Source organism: Pseudomonas sp. NPDC089422 (assembly GCF_044749405.1).
Taxonomy (GTDB): domain Bacteria; phylum Pseudomonadota; class Gammaproteobacteria; order Pseudomonadales; family Pseudomonadaceae; genus Aquipseudomonas.
Window position 1 is genome coordinate 123271 of sequence record NZ_JBIVHW010000001.1, and the last position, 20292, is coordinate 143562.

The window sequence follows — 20292 nt, forward strand, 5'->3', positions numbered from 1 at the left end:
CGACGAGGGGCGCTGCATCAGATGCGGAAGCTGCCCACCAGCTGCTTCAGGCGCCCGGCCTGCTGCGCCAGGGCATCGCAATGCTGCAGGGTCTGGTTGAGGTTCTCCACCCCTTGCTGGTTCAGCGCGTTGATCTGGGTGATGTCCAGGTTCAGGCTCTCGACCACCGCGGTCTGCTCCTCGGTGGCGGTGGCCACCGACTGGTTCATGCCGTCGATTTCACCGATGCGCTGGGTCACGCTGGCCAGGCGCTCGCCGGCCTGGTTGGCCACTTGCACGGTCTGTTCGCTCGATACCTGGCTGGTGTTCATGGTGTGCACCGCCTCGCGCGAGCCTACTTGCAGGCTGGTGATCATGCGGTGGATCTCTTCGGCCGACTCCTGGGTGCGGTGTGCCAGGTTGCGGACCTCGTCGGCAACCACGGCAAAGCCGCGCCCGGCCTCACCGGCACGGGCGGCCTCGATGGCGGCGTTGAGCGCCAGCAGGTTGGTCTGCTGGGAAATGCCCTTGATCACGTCGAGGATCTTGCCGATCTCGTCGGTGCTGGCATTGAGGGTTTCGATCTGTTCGCACGACTCGCTGATGCGCTGGGACAGCGCGGTCATGGCGTTGATCGCCTGCTCGACCACCTCACGGCCATCATGGGCCTGGTCACTGGCGCCACTGGCGTGTTGCGAGGCATCGGCCGCATTGCGGGCGATCTCCTGGGTCGCGGCGCCCAGCTGGTTGATGGCCGCAGCCACGCTGTTGGTGCGCATGCTCTGTTCTTCGGAGCCGATGATCGAGGCATTGGAGGCGTTGACCACTTTTTCCGACAGGTCGTGCACCAGGCGGGTAGCCGAAGACACTTCGCTGATCGAGGTATGGATACGCTCGACGAAGCGGTTGAACGAGCTGGCCAGTTCGCCGAATTCGTCCTTGTGCTGCACATCGAGGCGGCGGGTCAGGTCGCCTTCACCTTCGGCGATGTCGCGCATGGCGCGGCCCATGGTGGTCAGCGGGCGCATCAGCACTGGGATCAGCAGGCCGAGCAGCACGGCGATGGCGACCACGGCGATGAGCATGGCGATGATCGCCGAGGTGCGGAACTGACTGAGGGCGGCGTAGGCCTTGTCCTTGTCGATCGACAGGCCGATGTACCACTGCGCCGACGGCAGGCCCGCGACCGGGGCGAACGAGATCAGCCGTTCTTCGCCGTTGAGGGTGACGTCCTGCATGCCGGCAGTCACGCGCAGGCCGCTGCCTGGGTAGATGTCTTTGAGGTTCTTCATCAGCTGGTCCTTGTCCGGGCTGACGATCACCTGGCCACTGCTGTCGGCGAGGAAGGCGTGGCCGATGCCGCCGAAGTCGACCGAGTTGATGATCTCGACCAGGGTGTCGAGGGTCAGGTCGCCACCCACCACGCCGATCAGCTCGCCGCTGCGCTTGCTTTTCACCGGTACCGCGATGGTCACCATCAGGCCCCCGACGGCGCCCTGGTACGGGGCGGTGAGCACGGTCTGGCCAGCGCTGACCGCGCTGGCGTACCACGGCCGCTGGCGTGGGTCGTAGCCGGCCGGCATCTGCGTGTCAGGGCGCTGGGTGAACACGCCGTTGGCCTGGCCCAGGTAAGTGAAAAGGAAATTTCGTGTGTAGGAAGGCTGCTCGATCAGCCCGCCCAGAGTCTCTCCTGCCCCTTGTTCGGCAATGTCCTGCGCCAGGTTTTCCAGCACCAGAATGCGCCCGCTCATCCAGTTCTGCACGCTGCTGGCGGTCAGTGCGCCGGCCTGCTGTACAGAAGATTCGATGTTCTGGCGAAGGGTGTTGCGTTGCAGATAATCGTTGTAGAGCGTGAACAGCGCAAAGGCCAGCACCACGACACCGCAGGCGCTGAGGAGGATCTTGTGGCGAAATTTCAGGTTCATGTTTCGAGACCTTGAGCCATGGAGGGGAGGGCGCCGCGCGCTTGTGGCGCGATGGCGGGGCCTGTCCCCTGGCATATCGGCATGGCCGGTAAAAGGTTGAAACACTTAGCTATTTTTTTGCAGCCCCGGTCGACGGACGGTGAGCTAGCCAGCGGCCAGCAGGTCGATCAGCAGGCGTGCGCCCCGGCGCAGGGGCTGCTGCTTGCGCCAGAAGGCGTGGATCGGCAGCTGCAGTTCGTTGCGGGTGTTGCGAAACTGCAGGCGCACCAGGCGCCCGGCATCGACCAGCGGCGCCACCCGGGCCAGTGGCAGGTCACCCCAGCCAAGGCCGGCTTCGACCATCTGCAGGGCCAGGTCGAAGCTGTCGGTGGACCAGTGCGTGGCACCGATCAGCGGGCGTGGGTCGAGCAGTGGCAGGTCGCGGCTGCGGACCAGGATCTGGCGCACATTGACCAGGTCTTCGAGGTAGTGGATACGGCCCTCGCGCAGGGCCGGGTGGGCCGGCGCCAAGGTGGCCACCAGCGACTCCATGCCGATGTGCTGGAAGCTGCGGCGAACATCGACCTGCAGGCCGGCAAAGGCCAGGCACAGGTCGGCGCGGCCGCTGTCGAGCAGGAGCAGGGCTTCTTCCTGTGGGGCGCTGAGCAGCTGGATGTCGAGCAGTGGGTAGCGTGCACCGAGGCTGGCAATGGCGGCCAGTAGCGGGCGATGGTCGATATCGGGGACCACGGCAAGGGTCAGGCTGCTTTCCAGGCCCTGGGAAAGCTCCAGCGCGTGCACCTGCAGCAAGCCCAGCTGTTCGGCGATCAGCCGCGCATGGGGTTCGAGGGCCAGGGCCTGGGCCGTGGCGCGGACCTCGCGTGGGCCGCGCTCGAACAGGGGGTAGCCCAGTTCGGCTTCAAGGTTGCCGATGGCCATGCTCACCGCCGAAGGCACGCGCTGCAGGGCGCGGGCAGCGGCGGAAAACGAACCGCGGTCGAGCACGGCGAGAAACAGCTGGATGTTGTCGCTGGAAAAATTCATGGCAGCCTCCTGTCAGGCAATCTGAAAGCTGCTGACTTTTTCTGTCAAGCGGATTGAATCATTCTTGCGCCTCATCGCATTTCGACACATGAGGTAACCCGTGCAGGGCGTCAAACGCAAACTGGTCTACGTGACCTTCTATGAACTGATCGGCCTGTGCATGTCGACGCTGGGGCTGGCCTACCTGTCGGACACCCAGGCGTCGCACACCGGGCCGCTGGCGGTGATGATCACCACCATCGCCATGCTCTGGAACCTGATCTACAACAGCCTGTTCGAGTACTGGGAGAGCCGCCAGGCCAAGCGGGGGCGCAGCGTGGCGCGGCGGGTGGCGCATGCCGTCGGTTTTCAGCTGACCTTGGTGGTGTACCTGATTCCGCTTATTGCCTGGTGGCTGGACATGAGCCTGGTGGAGGCGTTTCTGGTGGACCTGGCGTTCATCATTCTGATCCCGTGTTACACCTTCGCCTACAACTGGGCGTTCGACCGGATCTTTGGCCTGCCGACTTCGGCCATGGCTGCGGCCTAAGGCAGGCGAATCAGCAGCGGCTCCTGTGATGCCGGCGCCTGCCGTTGTTCACTCTGCTGCTGCATCGAGGGTTGTGGCATGGTCGCCAGCAGGCTGTCCTCGACCTGCCCGGACAGGTAATACACCCCCGCCAGGGCGCCGCTCTGGCGGTTCTCCATCAGCTCCTGCCATTCCTGGTTGAGGGCCACATTCAAGATCACCCGCAACTGTTCGATCATCTGCGGCTGGTCCCGGTTATGGGCCATGATCCCGTAGCCGGTCGAGACAATCGAAATCATCGCCCCGGCCACCTTGCCCACGGCGCTGGCCACGGCGCTGGCGATACCGCGTGGGGCCAGGGTGGCACCGATTTTTTCGCTGGCATCCGTCGCCACGGAGGACAAGCCCGCGTCGGTTTTGCCAGGGCCTTTGGCGGCCTGCTTGTGCAAATGGTCACGCAACGCCAGCCAGGCCGGTTGCTGCTCCAGCGACTTGGCCCGGAGCAATTCATACAGCGAGGCATTGCGGGCAGGTGGTGGCCCCAGGTGGATGGCCGGGATACGGTTAAGACGTTGGCTTATCTGCTCGGGGGCGGCGTTGTAGCGCTGGATGATCGCCGGTAACTGCTGGCCGAAGAGTTGCACGTAAAGCTCGCAGGCACGATCGCGGATGCCTTCGGGGTTGATCTGTTCAGCCACCGGCTCGATCACACGCTCGTGATACTGCTCTTGCAGGTACAGCGCCAGGCGTTTTTCCGCAGGCTCGCGGCCCTCGCCGCTGTCGAGCTTGTACCAGGCCACCTTCATGGTCAGCCATTGCTGGGTCCAGTAGCCGGTGAACCATGGGATGAAGTCTTTTTCGGTGCGTTGCTGCACCTGCTCTTTCCACACCCGCATCGAACGCCGTGCATAGTCGTTGGCCGACCCAGCGGCACCGGCGGATGCCTCGATCAGTTCCTGGTCGATGCGCTGCCAGGTCGCCGGGTCGAGCACCGCCGGCGGGGGCGGGGCAGGCGTGCGCTTGCCGGCGCAGCCGGCGATGGCCAGCAAGAGGCACACTAGAACCAGGATGCGTCGGCTCACTCGGCTGCCTCCCGGGGGTAGAGGCTGGGTGGTTATCCGAGTATAGGGCGGTGCTTATGGGGCCGCACAGCGGCCCACTGCTTAATCGAGGTCGAGCTTGTCTTCGAGGCGGTCGAGGTGATCATGCATCAAGGTCAGCGCCGCCCCCGCATCGCCCGCTTCCACGGCATCGATGATCGCCGCATGTTCCTCCCAGGCGCAGTGGTCGCAGCAAGGCGATTCATAACGGGCGATGATCAACGAGGTCATCGGCACCAGGCCGTTGAGAAAGCGCGCCAGCGGTGCATTGGCCGCCACCTGGGCGAGCTTGAGGTGAAATTCGCCACCCAGGCGGATGGCGGCGCAGCGCTCGCCGCGTTCGTGGTGCTGGCGCTCGCGTTCGACCAACTGGCGTAGCTGGCGAATCTGCGTTGGCCGGGCGCGTTGGGCGGCCAGGCTGATCAGGGTGGTCTCGGCCAGGCGCCGGGCGCTGAGCACCTGACGCGCCTGCTCGGGGTCGGGGGCGGCCAGGTGCGCGGTGTGGCTGGGGCGCTGTACCACCACTTGCTGATCCGACAGGCGCCCGAGCACCCGGCGGATCACCGTGCGGCTGACGCCGAAGGCATTGCCCAGGGCCTGTTCGGGCAACAGGCTGCCAGGTGGCAGGCGCTGTTCGAGGATCGCGTCGAACAGGCGCGGGTAGATCTGCTCGGCCGACAGGCGGGTCTCGCCTGCGGCGAGCAGGGCAGGCAGGCGGGGGGCGGCTTGGGCGCAGGCGGTCATGGTCGCTCTCCTGGGGTCATTGGCCGGGCTGGTCGTCCGGAATGTTGAGTTGAATGCCCATGCGCTGGCCTTCGGCGAGGATGTGCTGGCGCATCTGGGCGCTGGCCTGGGCGCTGTTGCGTTCGCGAATGGCGCGCACCACGGCTTCGTTTTCCTTGAGCCGTGCGGCCAGGTGTTCGGGCGAGTTGCGCAGCATGCTGGCGCTTTGCTTGAGGGCGTTGCCGGTCTGCTGCACCACGCTCTGGAAGATCGGGTTGGTGGTCAGTGCGAACAGTGCTTCGTGGAAAGCGATGTAGGCCCTGACCCCGGCTTCGCTGTCTTCGGCTTCCAGGGCTTCGCGCATGTCCATCAGGGTCAGTCGCAACTGGCCGATGTCCTGATTGTTGGCCGATTGCGCGACCAGGCCGACGATGAACGGTTCGAGGGTGTAGCGCAGCTCCAGCACATCGGCCAGGCTGGCCGCCGCGGCGCTTTCGCTGGCCGGGTCCTGGGAGGCCACCTCGGCATCCAGCACCAGCACGCCCTTGCCTGGCAGCGAGCGCACCAGGCCGAGGGTTTCCAGCACAGTTACTGCTTCGCGCAGGCTGGGGCGGCTGATGCCGAGCTGTTCGGCCAGCTCGCGCTGGCCGGGCAACATGTCGCCGGAGCGCCACTGGCCGCGGGCCAGGGCCTGGCGCAGTTTTTCCACCACTGAGGTGACGACGGTTGATGAGCTGATCACGGTTTGCTCCTGAAAAGGCCGGCGTCGGTGCCGGCCACGCGGGCTCAGAATTCCTGCTGATGGGCGTTGGGTTGTTTGCGCGGCGTATGGGCGAAGCCGGGTTTGCCATCGAGCACGTTCTGCGCGCGCTCAAGGTCGATGTCCTTTTCCCAGCGGGCGATGGCCACGGTGGCCACGCAGTTGCCGATCAGGTTGGTCAATGCCCGGCCAATGCCCATGAACCAGTCCACCGCCAGCACCAGTACCAGGCCCACCACCGGGATCGCCGGCACGGCGGTCAAGGTCGCGGCGAGGATCACCAGCGCCGAGCCTGGGATGCCGTGAGCGCCCTTGGAAGTCACCAGCGACACCAGCAGAATGGTCAGCAGGTCGGTCATCTCCAGCGGTGTGCCGGTAGCGTTGGCAATGAACACGATGGCCAGGGTCAGGTAGATGGAGAAGCCGTCGAGGTTGAACGAGTAGCCGGTGGGGATCACCAGGCCGACGGTGGAACTGCCGATGCCCAGGTGTTCCAGCTTGCGCATGATCTGCGGCAGCACGGCGTCGGACGAAGCGGTGCCGAGAACGATGGTCAGTTCTTCACGCAGGTACTTGATGAACGGCAACAGTTTCAGGCCCGACACGCGCATCACGGTACCCAGGACGATGAGCACGAAGCCGGCGCAGGTCAGGTAGAACAGTGCCACCAGGCCACCCAGGTGCTGCAGCGACTCCAGGCCGTACTTGCTGGTGGTGAAGGCGATGGCACCGAACACACCGATCGGCGCCAGGCGCACGATCATGCCCATGATGCGGAAGATCACGTGGCTCAGTTCGTTGATCAGTCGCGAGATGCCGGCGGCCGATTCGCCCACCAGGTTCAGGGCGCTGCCGAACAGCACCGAGAACAGCAGCACCTGGAGGATGTTGTTGTCGGCGAAGGCGCCCACCACCGAGGTCGGGATCAGGTCCATGAAAAACGCGGTGGCCCCATGTATATGCTGGCCGCGCTCGGCCAGGCTGCTGGCGTCGGCGCTGGACAGTTGGTCGAGGTGGATGTTGGCGCCACTGCCGATGCCGCTGCTGAAAGCGAACACCAGGCCGATGACCAGGGCGATGGTGGTCAGCACTTCGAAGTAGATCACCGATTTCAGGCCGATGCGCCCGACCTTCTTCAGGTCGCCAGCGCCGGAAATGCCGCTGACCACCACGCAGAAGACGATCAGGCCGATGAGCATCTTGATCAGTTTGATGAAGCCATCGCCAAGGGGTTTGAGCTGCAGGGAGACTTCGGGAAAGCTGAGGCCGCAGGCGATGCCGAGGGCAAGGCCGAGCACGACTTGCAGGAAGATCGAACGCGAGCACCATTTGAGCATGGGAGTGATCTCTGATCGGTGTCCTTGCTTCGGTGCCGCACGGGGCGAAAGAGCGCAGGACTTCATTATTGTTGTGGTCTTACCGGTTTGTTCAGCGCCGGATCATAAAACCGCGAAAAATCCGACATTGCAAGGGATTTCGGCCTTACCGGTCTGACCAGTTGTGGGGCATTGGCACCGATCGGGCTCTAGTTCGGTGCATGGGGCGTTACCGCCACCCCAGGCAGCCCGACGAAATGAGGTAAGTACGGGTCAATGCCTGGTCAGGCGATGCAATCAGCTTGCCAGAGTCCCAGGGCGGGGGAGGCGCCCGTGCCGGGTCACCGACACGGGATGACTGGCTCAAACGTCGGGCACGAACGCTCGCGGATGGGCTTCGCTCATGCTGGCGGTCAGGCCGGCCAGTAGCGCTTCCCGGGCTTGCAGGCGACTTTGCAGCAACAGTTGCGAAGCCCGCAGGTAGCGCTCACTGTCGTTGGAAAGGTCGACACGCTGCAGCACACCTGCGCGGCGCCAGGCAATCTGCCCCATGTGCTGCTCAAGGCTGGCGATGTAGCCCGGCGGGACTTCGGGCCCGGTGTAAGCTCCAGTCTCGGCGGTGCTGTCATTGAGCGTGTCGAAGTATTCCGAAGCGCCTTCCCAGTGCCGGGCAAAGGCCTCCATGTCATGAGGGTGCAATCGTTCAAGCCAGCGCTGCCAGAAGGGTTGATCGCTGGCCCAGCCATTGAGGTGTTGCGCGCTGGCCTCGGCCCACACTGCGTGCTCCAGGCGCTGTAATGTGTTGTCGCTCAGGCGCGCGAGATATTCATACTGCATGGTGGCCGGCTGCGCAGGCAGCCGGAGCCGCTGCTGCAGGCGGATGCGTGCGAACAAGGCCATTTCCAGTTCATCCAGAAGGAAGTCCGGTTCGCTCAACAGCGCGTCGCTGAGGTCATCATGGTTCGACAAAGCCGGTGCCGCCTCGCGTTCGTCCGCATTGCCGGCCTCGGCCAAGGCCCTGCGTCGGGCACGCCGTGCGTTATACAGCCCGCCGACGTGCTCATCGAGCAGGTGCTGGCGCATCAGGCTCGCGGCGCTTTCGATGGCGACCTGCTCATTGCTGGCCCCCGGTTGTGCGTGGACCACCGATTGCCACAGTGTCACCTCGGTCTCGACCTGCTGGAAGAGCAGGCTGGCCTGGTCGACGCATTGCTGGCCTGCATCTGTCAGCAGGTCGTTGATCTGCTGCTGCAACTGGGCAATACCTGTACCAGGCTGATCGGCATGCGCACCGTCGACCAGTGTCTGCAGCACGTGGCGCATGCGTTCATCCATCGTCGCTGCGCTGGCCCGGTAAGCCTGTGTACCGGGCATGCGCTGATACAGGTCAAACAGCGGTTGCCAGTTTGCATCCATCCAGTAATGGGACACGTGCTCCCGCAGTGCGCCGGGCCAACCGGCTGACCAGTCTTCTTCGCTGGTGCCTTGCTGGGGCGCCAGTCCGGCGTCGTCGAGCCGTTGCAGCGCCAGATCGCTGAGCGGATTGTCGTCGAAGGCATGGCTCAGTTCAGCGTCGCCTTCGCGTACTCGGCGGGCGAACGCCGTATCGCGCAACACAGGTACATCGATCAGTTCGTTCAGGCTCAGATCGATGGCGCGCAGGTTCATGGGCTCTTGATTCATCAATGCGATCAGCCCGGTAGGCCATTCGAAGATCAGTGTACGTTCCAGGTCGAGTTGTTCGAGCGCGGTCCAGCCGGTCAGGTCGGGCGCCAGTTCCAGCGGGTTGTAGCGCAGCGAAAGCAGGCGCAGGCGGTTCAGGCCGGCAAGCGCCGAGCGGCTTTCTTCGGTCAGCACGATTTCATTGCGCCCCAGTTCGAGGTGGGTAAGGCTGGGCCAGCGCTGCAATGCCTGAAAATGCTCCGCGCCGAAGGTCAGATTGTTGAGGTCGGCCTGGAAAAAGCTCAGGGCCGGCAGTGCGGCCAGCCGCTCAAGGGCGCTGACGGAGAGACTCTGCAAACTTTGTGACAGGTTCAGGCGCTGGAGGTTGAGCAGGCGCGTCAGCGTCGTGAGATCGGCCTCCCGTGAGAGGTCGAGCAGGTTGTGCGACAGGTCGAGCGATTGCATGTCGGCGAGTTCGCCCACCGCTGCAGGAACTGCCCGCAGGGCGTTGTCTTCGAGGTCCAGGTTGCGTACCCGAGGGAAGGCTCTGAGAAAACCATCCAGCTGAGTATCGGCACGATCCGTCAGGCCGCTGATGCGCAGCTGGCGAACTTGGGGAAGGGTTACGCTCAGCGTTGGCAGAGTCCCTAGTTGTGCTGCATCGATCTCGACTATCACGAAGTCGACGGCGCCAGTCGTGTCCACAGGGTTTTCCCGTCGCCACGCCTGGCGTATGAACTGGGCTTGCAGGTCGCGTGCCGTGCGCTGCTGGCCTCGGGCAGTTTCGACCCAGCCTTGCAGCTCGCCGTCGAGGCGTTGGTAATCGGCGCGCAGTCCTTCGAGCAGGCGGGCGAATGCGCCAGGCCAATCGCCAGCTTCATGCCGCAGCTGCTGGCGCAACCATTCGCGCTCCTCAAGGTTGCCGGCCGGGTACAGTTGGTCGAACAGTTCGTCGTCGCTCAGCCAGCCGCGACCGCGGCCACTGAGCCGGTAGCCCGGCTTGCCGGCCAGCCAGCTCGGTGGGTTGTACAGCGGGCGAACCGGCGCCATGCCCAAGTCGCGCGCAGTGGTTTCGCGATCCTGGCATGCCAGTTCGAACAAGGCGTCACGCAGCCCCGTTACATCGTGGATATCCAGCTGCAGAGCGTTGCGTTCGCTATCGGGCAGGGCTCGCAGGATGGATGCCAGCAGCTCGTCGCGGTTGCCCAGGACCTGGCCTGAGTCGTCGGCGGGCTCATAACCCAGGTCGCTGCGCAGCACCTGTTTGCCTGTCGCACCATTGCCGGCAACGTCGATCAGGCGGCCATTGTCGTGCAGCTCCAGGCGTATGTCGCCAGTCCACCCAGGTAGCCGAGGCAGGTTGGCGAACACCAGCCGGTCGCGGTCCGCACCGCTTCCCGGCACTTGCCGGAGCTGACCTAGCGCGCGGTTGAGGCGCGCGTCACGCAGGTACAACCGCGCCTGTTCGGCCAGGCGCAAGGGCAGCCGACCACTGTGCTTGAGAGCGGCCAGGTCCTGGCTGGAAGCGGTTGCCAGGATTTCGTTGCGCATTCTGGGGCTGAGTGAAGGAAAGTCTCGAGCCAGCACGCTGCTATCGCCGAGGCCGGCGTTTTTGGGCAGCTTGGCGCCAAAGGCTTCCAGGCTGTCCAGGAGCAGGGCCGGCAAAGGGCGATGATCCTGCAGCAATCGGCGCAAGGCTGCATCGTCATAGCCACTGCTGCGCAGTGCATGCGTCAGCGCGGTATCGTCCAGACCGGCGCTTGCCTGGCCGAGGCGACGTACCAGGCCAGGGCTTTGCCAAGCCAATGGCCGCTCGTGCTCCAGCAACCAGGTACCGTCACCGTTGCCCAACAGCCTGGGCTGGTGACGATGATACTTGCCAGGTGCGAGGCGCCAGCGGCCCTTGCCGGCAGATTCCACGGCGTATGCCTGGCCTTCGTGTAGCCACCAGCGCTGCCCTTGCCAGGCGTGCAAGCCGTTGGCGGGCAGCGCAGTCTGTGTCGGCCAGGGGCGAGGCTGGGCGAACGCTGACAGGCTCCCGTGCCAGAGGCGTTCGCTGTCGCCGTGACCGACGCGCTGCCAATCATGCAATGGCCCGGTCGGTTCGACGAAGTGCCCGGCGGCGCCAATGGCGGCGAACTGTGCCAGGTTTTCGAACACGGCAAACAAATGGCTGACAGCCGCATCGGTTTCGCCTTCATTGGCCGCATGCACGCCTTCGAGAAATTCGTCGACCACTTGCGCTGCGCCCACCACCAGCATGACTTCGGCAAGCCCGGGGACGAAGAAGCTCGCGACATTCAAGATGTTCAGCCCAGCCCCCAGCCAACCTTCGACGGTTGCGCGCAGGGCCGCCGCATCGCGCTGCTCGGTCGGCACCACGATATGGGCTGCATCCTGGCGTTTGCGCTCAAGCATCGTGCGTGCGCGTTCGGCGAAACAGTCTTTGCGCCAAGGCGTTGCGCTCCACGGCAATCTGGCGTTTTTATCCAGGGTCTCCTGCCACAGATGGCGAGGGTTGGGAAACAGCCGGGAGATCCAGCTGAAATGCTCGCCTTTTTCCAGGCTCGGTGTAACTGGCAGCAGCGTGGCATAGGGGAAGCGAGGAAACAGCGTCTCGCGTAGCCGCTTGGCGAATAGAGGCTGTTGGTCATGGCTGACATAGCGCAGGAAAAAGCGCCGTTGCTCGTCGTGCCAGAGCATTTGCGTCATGGCTTGGCCCAGCGCTGCGAGCGAAGGGTACTGGCGCAGGGCCTTGGTGGGGTGCCCGGGCAGGTAAAGCAGGCACACTTGTTTGTTGGTCTGCGACGGCATACGGATCAGCAGCGGGCCGTTGAGCGGGCAGTCGAGCAGGGTGAGGTAGCAGCATTCCAGTGCTTGCACGCTACCATCGGGGCGCGGGAGCGAAAATGCGCCCGCCAGTGCTGCCTCGCCCAAGGCCTGACCGCGGCTATCGATGTGCCCGTGCAGCTTCGCCAGGCTGGTTTCGGCGGCAAAGGCGGCCTTGTCCTGACGCTGTTGCATGTGCCGTGTCAGGTCGGTGTCGAGCAGATCAGCCAGGTGAGCCTGGTAACGTCGCCCGAGGTCCAGATTCCGGACTGCATTGACGAAGCGTCCGGCATCGATGTCGGTGCCGGCCGCTGCGTCTTTGCTCAGATACAGCCTTACCCGGTCGCCCTCGCCGAAGTTCAGCATGGCCGCCTCCAACCATGACCTGTCGCGTCCTTGGGCGATGTCCCAGAGCCAGCCCTGGCCAACATCAGGCAGTTCCCGTTCGGCAAACCAGTGCGCCAGGGCATCCTCCAGTTGCGGGCGGCAGAAGGCTTCGGGTGTCTGCACACCGGCCAGATGCAGGCGAAGCTGACGGGTGGCACGATGGCTTTCCCGTACACGCAATTCCAGTTGCTTGCGTTCTGCGGGCGTACTGGTTGTCAACCATTGCGGTGCGCGTCGTTGTATGAACGCCAGGTGAGGCGAAGGCTGTCTAGGCATGAGCCGCTCTCCAATGTCGGGACGGCCAGCGTAGTAAGGGGCACGAGGCGATTGGGTTATCGGGTTACAGCCCGGTCGGTGGTGGTATACATTTGATCGCGGCCAGTTCCGGGTGTGCCACCAGTTTGTCGATATGCAGCGAATCGTCGTCCATCCAGCTTTCGCTGAGCACCCGATAATGCTCCATGTCGCGGCAGCGCAGGCGCAGGCTGTAGTCGAAGTGGCCGCTGATCAGTTGGCATTCGTAAACTTCCGGGCACTTCAGCATGGTGGCCTCGAAGGCTTTCTGCGCGGTGCGCCCGCTCTGGTTGGACAGGGCTACCAACACCAGCAGCGACAGGCCTGGCGCAAGTTTCTGCAGGTCGATGATGGCGCCGTAGCCGCGGATCACGCCGCGGCGTTCGAGCTTGCGCACGCGCTCCAGGCAGGGGCGTGGGGTGAGGTGGACCAGGGTCGAGAGCTTTTCGAACGTGATGCGCCCGTCGTGGCGCAGCACCTCGAGGATGGCTTCGTCGATGCGGTCGAGTGGCGGGGCATTGGCGTCCTTGGTGTCCATGCGTGCGGCTTCTTTCGAAAGTGGGCATGGACAGGGTAGGCGCAAACCGGGGCCGTTGCGCGGCCCCAGGGTTGATTACGCGCAGGCGGTATCTGCCTTGTGCATCGACCGTACTCCCACCACCCGGGGTTGCAACAGCGAATACAGGTCCTTTGGGTTCTCCAGCTTGGGCACCAGCGCAATGTCCTGGCCGATTCCCAACATGCGCGCGCTATCCAGCACGTAGCGCAGCGCCGAGTAGTCTTCCAGGGCAAACCCGACCGAGTCGAACAAAGTCACCTGTTCGGCATGCTCGCGGCCTTGCACAAGCCCCGCGATCACTTGCCAGAACTCGACCACCGGCGAGTCGCCAGGCATGTGCTGGATCTCGCCCTCGACACGGCTTTGTGGCTCGTACTCGACGATCACCCGCGCCTGTTCGACGATGTCGCGGTGCAGTTCGGTCTTGCCTGGGCAGTCGCCCCCCACGGCGTTCAGGTGCATGCCCGGCTCGATCATGTCCGGCGTGAGGATGGTCGCACAGGCCTTGTCGGCGGTGACCGTGGTGACGATGTCGGCACCGCGCACGGCTTCGGTAACCGAACTGGCGACGCTCAGTTTAAGGCCGGGCCGGCCGGCCAGGTTGGCCACCAGCTTGGCAGAGGCCGTCGGGTCGATGTCGTACAGGCGGATTTCGTCGATACCCACCAGGGTGTTGAAGGCGATGGCCTGGAACTCGCTCTGCGAGCCATTGCCGATCAGCGCCATGCTGCGGCTGTCTTCACGCGCCAGGTAGCGTGCCGCCAGTGCCGAGGTGGCGGCCGTGCGGATCGCGGTGGTCAGGGTCATCTCGCTGAGCAGCAGCGGGGTGCCGGTGTCGACATCGGCCAGGGTACCGAAGGCCATGACCGTGGGCAGGCCATGGCGGGTGTTCTTCGGGTGACCGTTGACGTACTTGAAGGCGTACAGGTCGGCGTCGGACACCGGCATCAGTTCGATGACGCCGTCGGGCGAGTGGTTGGCCACCCGTGCACACTTCTCGAAGGCCGGCCAGCGCAGGTAGTCCTGGCGGATATACTCGGCCATCTCCACCAGGCAGGTGGGCAGGCCTTTGCGGTTGACCAGGCGGGCGAGGTCTTGCACATCGATATAGCGGGTCATGACGGGTCTCCTTGCGGCGACGCTCCAGTAAGGGCTGTGGAGGTATTGTCAGACGCGCAGCGTTGCGATGCTGGCTGAAGCAGGGGCTGGCGACAGCGGGGGCGGCTGATTTCGGCCAGGTGGCAGCAGAATCGGCTGTGTTCGCCGTGATCGGGTTGGCGCCTGTGAGATCGAGCACCGCGCGGGCGGCGCATCGCAGGTTTGCCCGCGAAGAGGCCTGCGCAGATATCACAGGCAAAAAAAACGGCACCTGCCAGAGGTGCCGTTTTTTCGTATCACGCGCTGTTACTTGTGCAGCTCTTCGGCTGCATACAGCGTGTTCTCCAACAGGCAGGCGCGGGTCATCGGCCCGACCCCGCCCGGAACCGGCGTGATCCAGCCGGCGCGCGGCAGGGCGGTCTCGTAGACCACGTCGCCGACCAGCTTGCCGTCTTCCTGGCGGTTGATGCCGACGTCGATGACGATGGCGCCTTCCTTGATCCACTCACCCTTGACCAGGCCCGGCTTGCCGGCAGCCACGACCACCAGGTCGGCGCGGCCGACGTGGCCAGCCAGGTCCTTGGTGAAACGGTGGCAGACGGTCACGGTACAACCGCCCAGCAGCAGTTCCATGGCCATCGGGCGGCCTACGATGTTGGACGCACCGACGATCACCGCGTTCATGCCGTACAGGTCCTGACCGGTGCTTTCCAGCAGGGTCATGATGCCTTTGGGGGTGCACGGGCGCAGCAGCGGAATGCGCTGGGCCAGGCGGCCGATGTTGTACGGGTGGAAACCGTCGACGTCTTTGTCGGGGCGGATGCGCTCGAGCAGCAAGGATGCGTCCAGGTGCGCTGGCAGCGGCAGTTGCAGCAGGATGCCATCGACGGCCGGGTCGTCGTTGAGGCGGTCGATCAGCTCGGTCAGCGCTTGCTGCGAGGTCTCGCTGGGCAGGTCGAATGCCTGGGAAATGAAGCCGACCTCTTCGCAGTCCTTGCGCTTGTGCGAGACATAGACTTGGGAGGCGGGGTCGGTGCCGACCAGGATCACCGCCAGGCCCGGCGTGCGCAGGCCTTGCTGGCGACGCTCCTCGACACGTTGAGCGATCTGCTTGCGCAGGTTGGCGGCGATCGCCTTGCCATCGATTAGGTGTGCAGTCATAGACGCGTGATTAACCATCGAGAAAGGAACAATAAAGAGGGCGCATTCTCGCACGACATCGCCCAAGGGCAAAGGCGGGTGGTCGGGCAAATCCCCTAACCCCTTAAATAATTTAAATTTTTTGGAGAAAGGTGTTGACGACCTAGAGGCTCGCCTATAAGATTCGCCGCACTTGTCGGGCACAGCCTAGCACTGGTTGGCGAGGTCGGGCAGAATGAGTGGTTTAGCAGTTACCTGTTAAAGGCTTGTTCGGTTAGGCTTCAAGCTTAAGCGCCCGTAGCTCAGCTGGATAGAGCATCCGCCTTCTAAGCGGATGGTCGCAGGTTCGAGTCCTGCCGGGTGCGCCATTTAGGCAGCTTGGGCAAGCAAGTAAGGCTGTAATGCAATATGGTGGGCGTAGCTCAGTTGGTAGAGCGCTGGATTGTGATTCCAGTTGTCGTGGGTTCGATTCCCATCGTCCACCCCATATTCGACGAAGGCGCCTTTGATTGAATGATCTGGCGCCTTTGTTTTAAGCGTTACGCGGACGTGGTGAAATTGGTAGACACACTGGATTTAGGTTCCAGCGGCGCAAGCTGTAAGAGTTCGAGTCTCTTCGTCCGCACCATGCTTCTGTAAGGCTGTATCGCAACACTGCAACACCGCAATATGGTGGGCGTAGCTCAGTTGGTAGAGCGCTGGATTGTGATTCCAGTTGTCGTGGGTTCGATTCCCATCGTCCACCCCATATTTTTCGAAGGCGCCTTGGTCGTGAGATCGGGCGCCTTTGTTGTTTTCGGGGTGTATGCCTTGGGGCTTTCAGCGCCTCAAGCCATGAGCTTCGCAGCCATCACTCAATCCCCCTTGTAATCCTCTGGTGGCACCCCAATAAAAGCTGTTAGATTTCAGCCGGTTGAAACACCGGCCCATTTGGCCGGCAGAGGAACACCCCGATGATTGCAAAAGAAGCCCGCCAGGCCCTGGCGTTGCAGCGCTTTGCCGAAGCCAATCCGCAGCTGCTCGAGGAAATCCGTGAGCTGGATGCGCGTGAGCAGGCCCAGCAGATCGAGTGGGCATTCGAGGATGCCGCCGATGAGCAGGGGGTTCAGCCCTGGGAGTTGGCGCTACAGTTGATCGCCGAAAGCCCCGAGCAACTGCAGGCCATGCGCCTGGAGACCCATCGCGAAGTGGCTGAAGCGCTGGGTATGGAGTGGGAGGAGTACTGCCAGTTCAACGAGATCGATCCTGAGTAAGCGGGTCGCCTTCAAGCTGGCGGTTGTTTGACAAGGTATTTCGGTTGTGTGCCACCCATCGGGAGGTATGCGGCTCTCTGTATAAAGAGGCTCGGCACTTCACCGTGCGGGCCAAGCAAGTTAATTGACCGGCGTGGTTTCCCGTCGTCCCGGGTGGGGTGACTTCTGGTGCGTGACTCACTAGAATGTTTGCCCTTGATTCTGGAGTCGGGCTATCGCCGGCTAACGTCTGTGCAACGAGGAATATCCATGCAAGTTTCTGTTGAAAACACTTCCGCTCTCGAGCGTCGCATGACCATCGCCGTTCCGGCCGAGCGCGTCGAGAACGAAGTCAACAAGCGTCTGCAACAGACTGCCAAGCGCGCCAAGGTCGCGGGCTTCCGCCCAGGCAAGGTGCCGATGAGCGTGATCCGTCAGCGTTTCGAAGCCGATGCTCGTCAAGAGGCTTTCGGTGACCTGGTCCAGGCTTCCTTCTACGAAGCCATCGTCGAGCAGAAGCTGAACCCGGCTGGCGCGCCGGCCGTCGAGCCGAAGTCCTTCGAGAAGGGCAAGGATCTGGAATTCGTTGCCATCTTCGAAGTGTTCCCGGAGTTCACCGTTGCCGGCTTCGAGTCGATCAACGTCGAGCGCCTGAGCGCCGAAGTGGCTGACGCCGACCTGGACAACATGCTGGAAGTCCTGCGCAAGCAGAACACCCGCTTCGAGGCCGTCGAGCGCGCCGCGCAGAACGACGACCAGGTCAACATCGATTTCGTCGGCAAGGTCGACGGTGAAGTGTTCGCCGGTGGTTCCGCCAAGGGCACCCAGCTGGTACTGGGTTCCGGCCGCATGATCCCTGGCTTCGAAGATGGCCTGGTGGGCGCCAAGGCTGGCGAAGAGCGCGTTGTCAACGTGACCTTCCCAGAGGACTACCAGAACCTGGATCTGGCTGGCAAAGCCGCCGAGTTCACCATCACCGTCAACAGCGTATCGGCCCCTGCGCTGCCAGAGCTGAACGAAGAATTCTTCGCCCAGTTCGGCATCAAGGAATCGACCCTGGAAGGCTTCCGCACCGAAGTTCGCAAGAACATGGAGCGTGAGCTGCGTCAGGCGATCAAGACCAAGGTCAAGAACCAGGTCATGGACGGTCTGCTGGCCGCCAACCCGATCGAAGTGCCAAAGGCCCTGCTGGAAAACGAAGTCAACCGTCTGCGCGTCCAGGCTGTTCAGCAGTTCGGTGGCAACATCAAGCCTGAGCAACTGCCGGCCGAGCTGTTCGAAGAGCAAGCCAAGCGCCGCGTGGTCCTGGGCCTGATCGTCGCCGAAGTGGTCAAGCAGTTCGAACTGAAGCCGGACGAAGGCAAGGTTCGCGAAATGATCGAAGAAATGGCTTCGGCTTACCAAGAGCCTGAGCAGGTCATCTCCTGGTACTACAAGAACGACCAGCAACTGAACGAAGTTCGTTCGGTTGTGCTGGAAGAACAAGTTGTAGATACTGTTCTGCAGAAAGCGACTGTGACCGACAAGTCGGTCTCGTACGAAGATGCCGTTAAGCCAGCACAGGCTCCTGCCGCCGCTGAGTAACAGGCTTCTCTCGTAGGAAACCCCCACAAGCCAGCCTTCGAGCTGGCTTGTGCGTATTCAAGCCATGACTATTTGGGAGTGAGCGCAGGACATGTCCCGCAATTCTTATATTCAGCAGAGCTCTGACATCCAGGCCGCAGGCGGCCTGGTCCCGATGGTTATCGAGCAGTCCGCCCGTGGCGAACGTGCCTACGACATCTACTCGCGCCTGTTGAAGGAGCGAGTGATCTTCCTGGTTGGCCCGGTAGAGGATTACATGGCCAACCTGGTAGTGGCGCAGCTGCTGTTCCTTGAAGCGGAAAACCCGGACAAGGATATCCATCTGTACATCAACTCCCCGGGCGGCTCGGTGACTGCTGGCATGTCGATCTACGACACCATGCAATTCATCAAGCCGGACGTCTCGACCATCTGCATCGGCCAGGCCTGCAGCATGGGCGCGTTCCTGTTGGCCGCAGGTGCCAAGGGCAAGCGTCACTGCCTGCCGAACTCGCGCGTGATGATCCACCAGCCACTGGGCGGTTTCCAGGGGCAGGCCACCGATATCGAGATCCACGCCCAGGAAATCCTCAATATCAAGGCGCGCCTGAACGAGCTGCTGGCCTACCACACCGGCCAGGAACTCGAGACCATCAAGCGTGACACCGAGCGTGACAATTTCATGAGCGCCTCGCGCGCGGCCGAGTACGGCCTGATCGACTCGGTATACGACAAGCGGCAACTGGCCTCCTGAACCCAGGTGCCAGAGCAGGTAGGTGCGCAAAGCGCCTACCTGCGGACTTGAAAAAGCCCGCAATTGCCTTCATCTTGTGTTGCAAGCCTACCGGATTGGATCGATCGAATGACTGACACCCGTAACGGCGAGGACAGCGGCAAATTGCTTTATTGCTCCTTCTGCGGCAAAAGCCAGCACGAAGTGCGCAAACTGATTGCCGGGCCCTCGGTATTTATCTGCGACGAGTGCGTCGACCTGTGCAACGACATCATCCGTGAGGAGGTGCAGGAAGCCCAGGCCGAGAGCAGCGCGCACAAATTGCCTTCGCCGAAAGAAATCAGCGGCATCCTGGACCAGTACGTCATCGGTCAGGAACGCGCGAAGAAGGTGCTGTCGGTAGCGGTGTACAACCACTACAAGCGCCTGAACCAGCGTGACAAGAAGGGCGACGAAGTCGAACTCGGCAAGAGCAACATCCTGCTCATCGGGCCTACCGGCTCGGGCAAGACCCTGCTCGCCGAAACCCTTGCGCGGCTGTTGAACGTACCGTTCACCATTGCTGACGCCACCACCCTGACCGAAGCCGGTTATGTGGGTGAGGACGTCGAGAACATCATTCAGAAACTGCTGCAGAAGTGCGACTACGACGTGGAAAAGGCCCAGATGGGCATTGTCTACATCGACGAGATCGACAAGATCTCGCGCAAGTCGGACAACCCGTCCATCACCCGCGACGTTTCCGGTGAAGGCGTGCAGCAGGCGCTGTTGAAGCTGATTGAAGGCACCGTTGCTTCGGTTCCGCCGCAAGGCGGCCGTAAGCACCCGCAACAGGAATTCCTGCAGGTTGATACCCGCAACATCCTGTTCATCTGCGGTGGCGCCTTCTCCGGCCTGGAAAAGGTCATCCAGAACCGCTCCACCAAGGGTGGCATCGGTTTTGGCGCCGAAGTACGCAGCAAGGAAGAGGGCAAGAAGGTTGGCGAATCGCTGCGCGAAGTCGAGCCGGACGATCTGGTCAAGTTTGGCCTGATCCCTGAGTTCGTCGGCCGCTTGCCGGTTCTGGCGACCCTCGATGAGCTGGACGAGGCTGCGCTGATGCAGATCCTCACCGAGCCGAAGAATGCCCTCACCAAGCAGTACGCCAAGCTGTTCGAGATGGAAAGCGTGGACCTCGAGTTCCGCACCGACGCCCTCAAGGCCGTCGCGCGCAAGGCCCTGGAGCGCAAGACTGGCGCCCGTGGCCTGCGTTCGATCCTCGAAGGCGTGCTGCTCGACACCATGTATGAAATTCCTTCGCAGAAGGATGTCAGCAAGGTGGTGATCGACGAGAGCGTCATCGAAGGCACCTCGCAGCCGCTGATGATCTACGAGAACAGCGAGCCGCAAGCCAAGGCCGCGCCCGACGCCTGATTTCAGGTAAATGCCGGGTAATGGCAGCAAGCAAGAAAGGGGCCTACG

At 63.0% G+C, this 20292-nt stretch carries 15 protein-coding genes, 4 tRNA genes and 1 pseudogene; 9 read left to right on the forward strand and 11 right to left on the reverse strand.

What is annotated here, in order from left to right; translation table 11 throughout:
* Positions 1-17: 17 nt before the first annotated feature.
* From ACIPZ8_RS00585 to ACIPZ8_RS00595, 3 genes and pseudogenes are all read right to left on the reverse strand, one after another.
* Complete coding sequence (locus ACIPZ8_RS00585; protein ID WP_400719720.1) at positions 18-758, reverse strand: methyl-accepting chemotaxis protein; 741 nt, start codon at positions 756-758, stop codon at positions 18-20.
* Between the two features lie 117 nt (positions 759-875).
* Positions 876-1979: pseudogene (mcpA, locus tag ACIPZ8_RS00590) on the reverse strand (methyl-accepting chemotaxis protein McpA); the annotation flags it as partial.
* Between the two features lie 69 nt (positions 1980-2048).
* Complete coding sequence (locus ACIPZ8_RS00595; protein ID WP_400719109.1) at positions 2049-2927, reverse strand: LysR family transcriptional regulator; 879 nt, start codon at positions 2925-2927, stop codon at positions 2049-2051.
* A gap of 100 nt (positions 2928-3027) precedes the next feature.
* Between ACIPZ8_RS00595 and ACIPZ8_RS00600 the strand changes: the two genes are divergently transcribed.
* The gene (locus tag ACIPZ8_RS00600) at positions 3028-3456 is read left to right on the forward strand and encodes a PACE efflux transporter (RefSeq protein ID WP_400719110.1); all 429 of its coding nucleotides are present in this window, start codon (positions 3028-3030) and stop codon (positions 3454-3456) included.
* Here ACIPZ8_RS00600 and ACIPZ8_RS00605 read toward each other — a convergent pair.
* From ACIPZ8_RS00605 to folD, 8 genes are all read right to left on the reverse strand, one after another.
* Positions 3453-4517, reverse strand: coding sequence for a hypothetical protein (locus ACIPZ8_RS00605; protein ID WP_400719111.1), 1065 nt, complete (start codon positions 4515-4517; stop codon positions 3453-3455). The two genes, ACIPZ8_RS00600 and ACIPZ8_RS00605, sit on opposite strands and share 4 nt — an antisense overlap.
* Before the next feature lie 81 nt (positions 4518-4598).
* Positions 4599-5279: a GntR family transcriptional regulator gene (locus ACIPZ8_RS00610; RefSeq protein ID WP_400719112.1), complete on the reverse strand. Its 681-nt coding sequence runs from the start codon at positions 5277-5279 to the stop codon at positions 4599-4601.
* Positions 5280-5295: 16 nt separating this feature from the next.
* Positions 5296-6000 carry a FadR/GntR family transcriptional regulator gene (locus tag ACIPZ8_RS00615; protein WP_400719113.1) on the reverse strand — a complete coding sequence of 235 codons (705 nt, stop codon included), beginning with the start codon at positions 5998-6000 and terminating at the stop codon, positions 5296-5298.
* A 44-nt stretch (positions 6001-6044) separates the two neighbouring features.
* Complete coding sequence (locus ACIPZ8_RS00620; protein WP_400719114.1) at positions 6045-7355, reverse strand: C4-dicarboxylate transporter DctA; 1311 nt, start codon at positions 7353-7355, stop codon at positions 6045-6047.
* 342 nt (positions 7356-7697) lie between these two features.
* Positions 7698-12488, reverse strand: a complete 4791-nt coding sequence (locus ACIPZ8_RS00625) for a dermonecrotic toxin domain-containing protein (RefSeq protein WP_400719115.1) — start codon at positions 12486-12488, stop codon at positions 7698-7700.
* Between the two features lie 64 nt (positions 12489-12552).
* Positions 12553-13044, reverse strand: a complete 492-nt coding sequence (locus tag ACIPZ8_RS00630; protein ID WP_400719116.1) for an Lrp/AsnC family transcriptional regulator — start codon at positions 13042-13044, stop codon at positions 12553-12555.
* A gap of 75 nt (positions 13045-13119) precedes the next feature.
* On the reverse strand, positions 13120-14184 hold the full coding sequence (locus tag ACIPZ8_RS00635) for an ornithine cyclodeaminase (protein ID WP_400719117.1): 1065 nt from the start codon (positions 14182-14184) through the stop codon (positions 13120-13122).
* A 285-nt stretch (positions 14185-14469) separates the two neighbouring features.
* On the reverse strand, positions 14470-15324 hold the full coding sequence (gene folD, locus ACIPZ8_RS00640) for a bifunctional methylenetetrahydrofolate dehydrogenase/methenyltetrahydrofolate cyclohydrolase FolD (protein ID WP_400719118.1): 855 nt from the start codon (positions 15322-15324) through the stop codon (positions 14470-14472).
* A 270-nt stretch (positions 15325-15594) separates the two neighbouring features.
* Between folD and ACIPZ8_RS00645 the strand changes: the two genes are divergently transcribed.
* The 8 genes from ACIPZ8_RS00645 (at position 15595) to clpX (ending at position 20244) form a co-directional block, all read left to right on the forward strand.
* A tRNA-Arg gene (locus ACIPZ8_RS00645) sits at positions 15595-15671 on the forward strand.
* Positions 15672-15714: 43 nt separating this feature from the next.
* Positions 15715-15790: transfer RNA gene (locus ACIPZ8_RS00650), tRNA-His, on the forward strand.
* 56 nt (positions 15791-15846) lie between these two features.
* Positions 15847-15931: transfer RNA gene (locus ACIPZ8_RS00655), tRNA-Leu, on the forward strand.
* Between the two features lie 44 nt (positions 15932-15975).
* Positions 15976-16051 (forward strand) — tRNA-His (locus ACIPZ8_RS00660).
* Positions 16052-16256: 205 nt separating this feature from the next.
* Complete coding sequence (locus ACIPZ8_RS00665) at positions 16257-16556, forward strand: DUF6388 family protein (protein ID WP_400719119.1); 300 nt, start codon at positions 16257-16259, stop codon at positions 16554-16556.
* A 249-nt stretch (positions 16557-16805) separates the two neighbouring features.
* Entirely contained in the window at positions 16806-18119 is a 1314-nt protein-coding gene (tig, locus tag ACIPZ8_RS00670; protein ID WP_294333553.1) for a trigger factor, read from the forward strand.
* A 91-nt stretch (positions 18120-18210) separates the two neighbouring features.
* Complete coding sequence (clpP, locus tag ACIPZ8_RS00675) at positions 18211-18852, forward strand: ATP-dependent Clp endopeptidase proteolytic subunit ClpP (protein ID WP_003250240.1); 642 nt, start codon at positions 18211-18213, stop codon at positions 18850-18852.
* A gap of 108 nt (positions 18853-18960) precedes the next feature.
* Complete coding sequence (gene clpX, locus ACIPZ8_RS00680; protein WP_054883550.1) at positions 18961-20244, forward strand: ATP-dependent Clp protease ATP-binding subunit ClpX; 1284 nt, start codon at positions 18961-18963, stop codon at positions 20242-20244.
* Positions 20245-20292 lie beyond the last annotated feature (48 nt).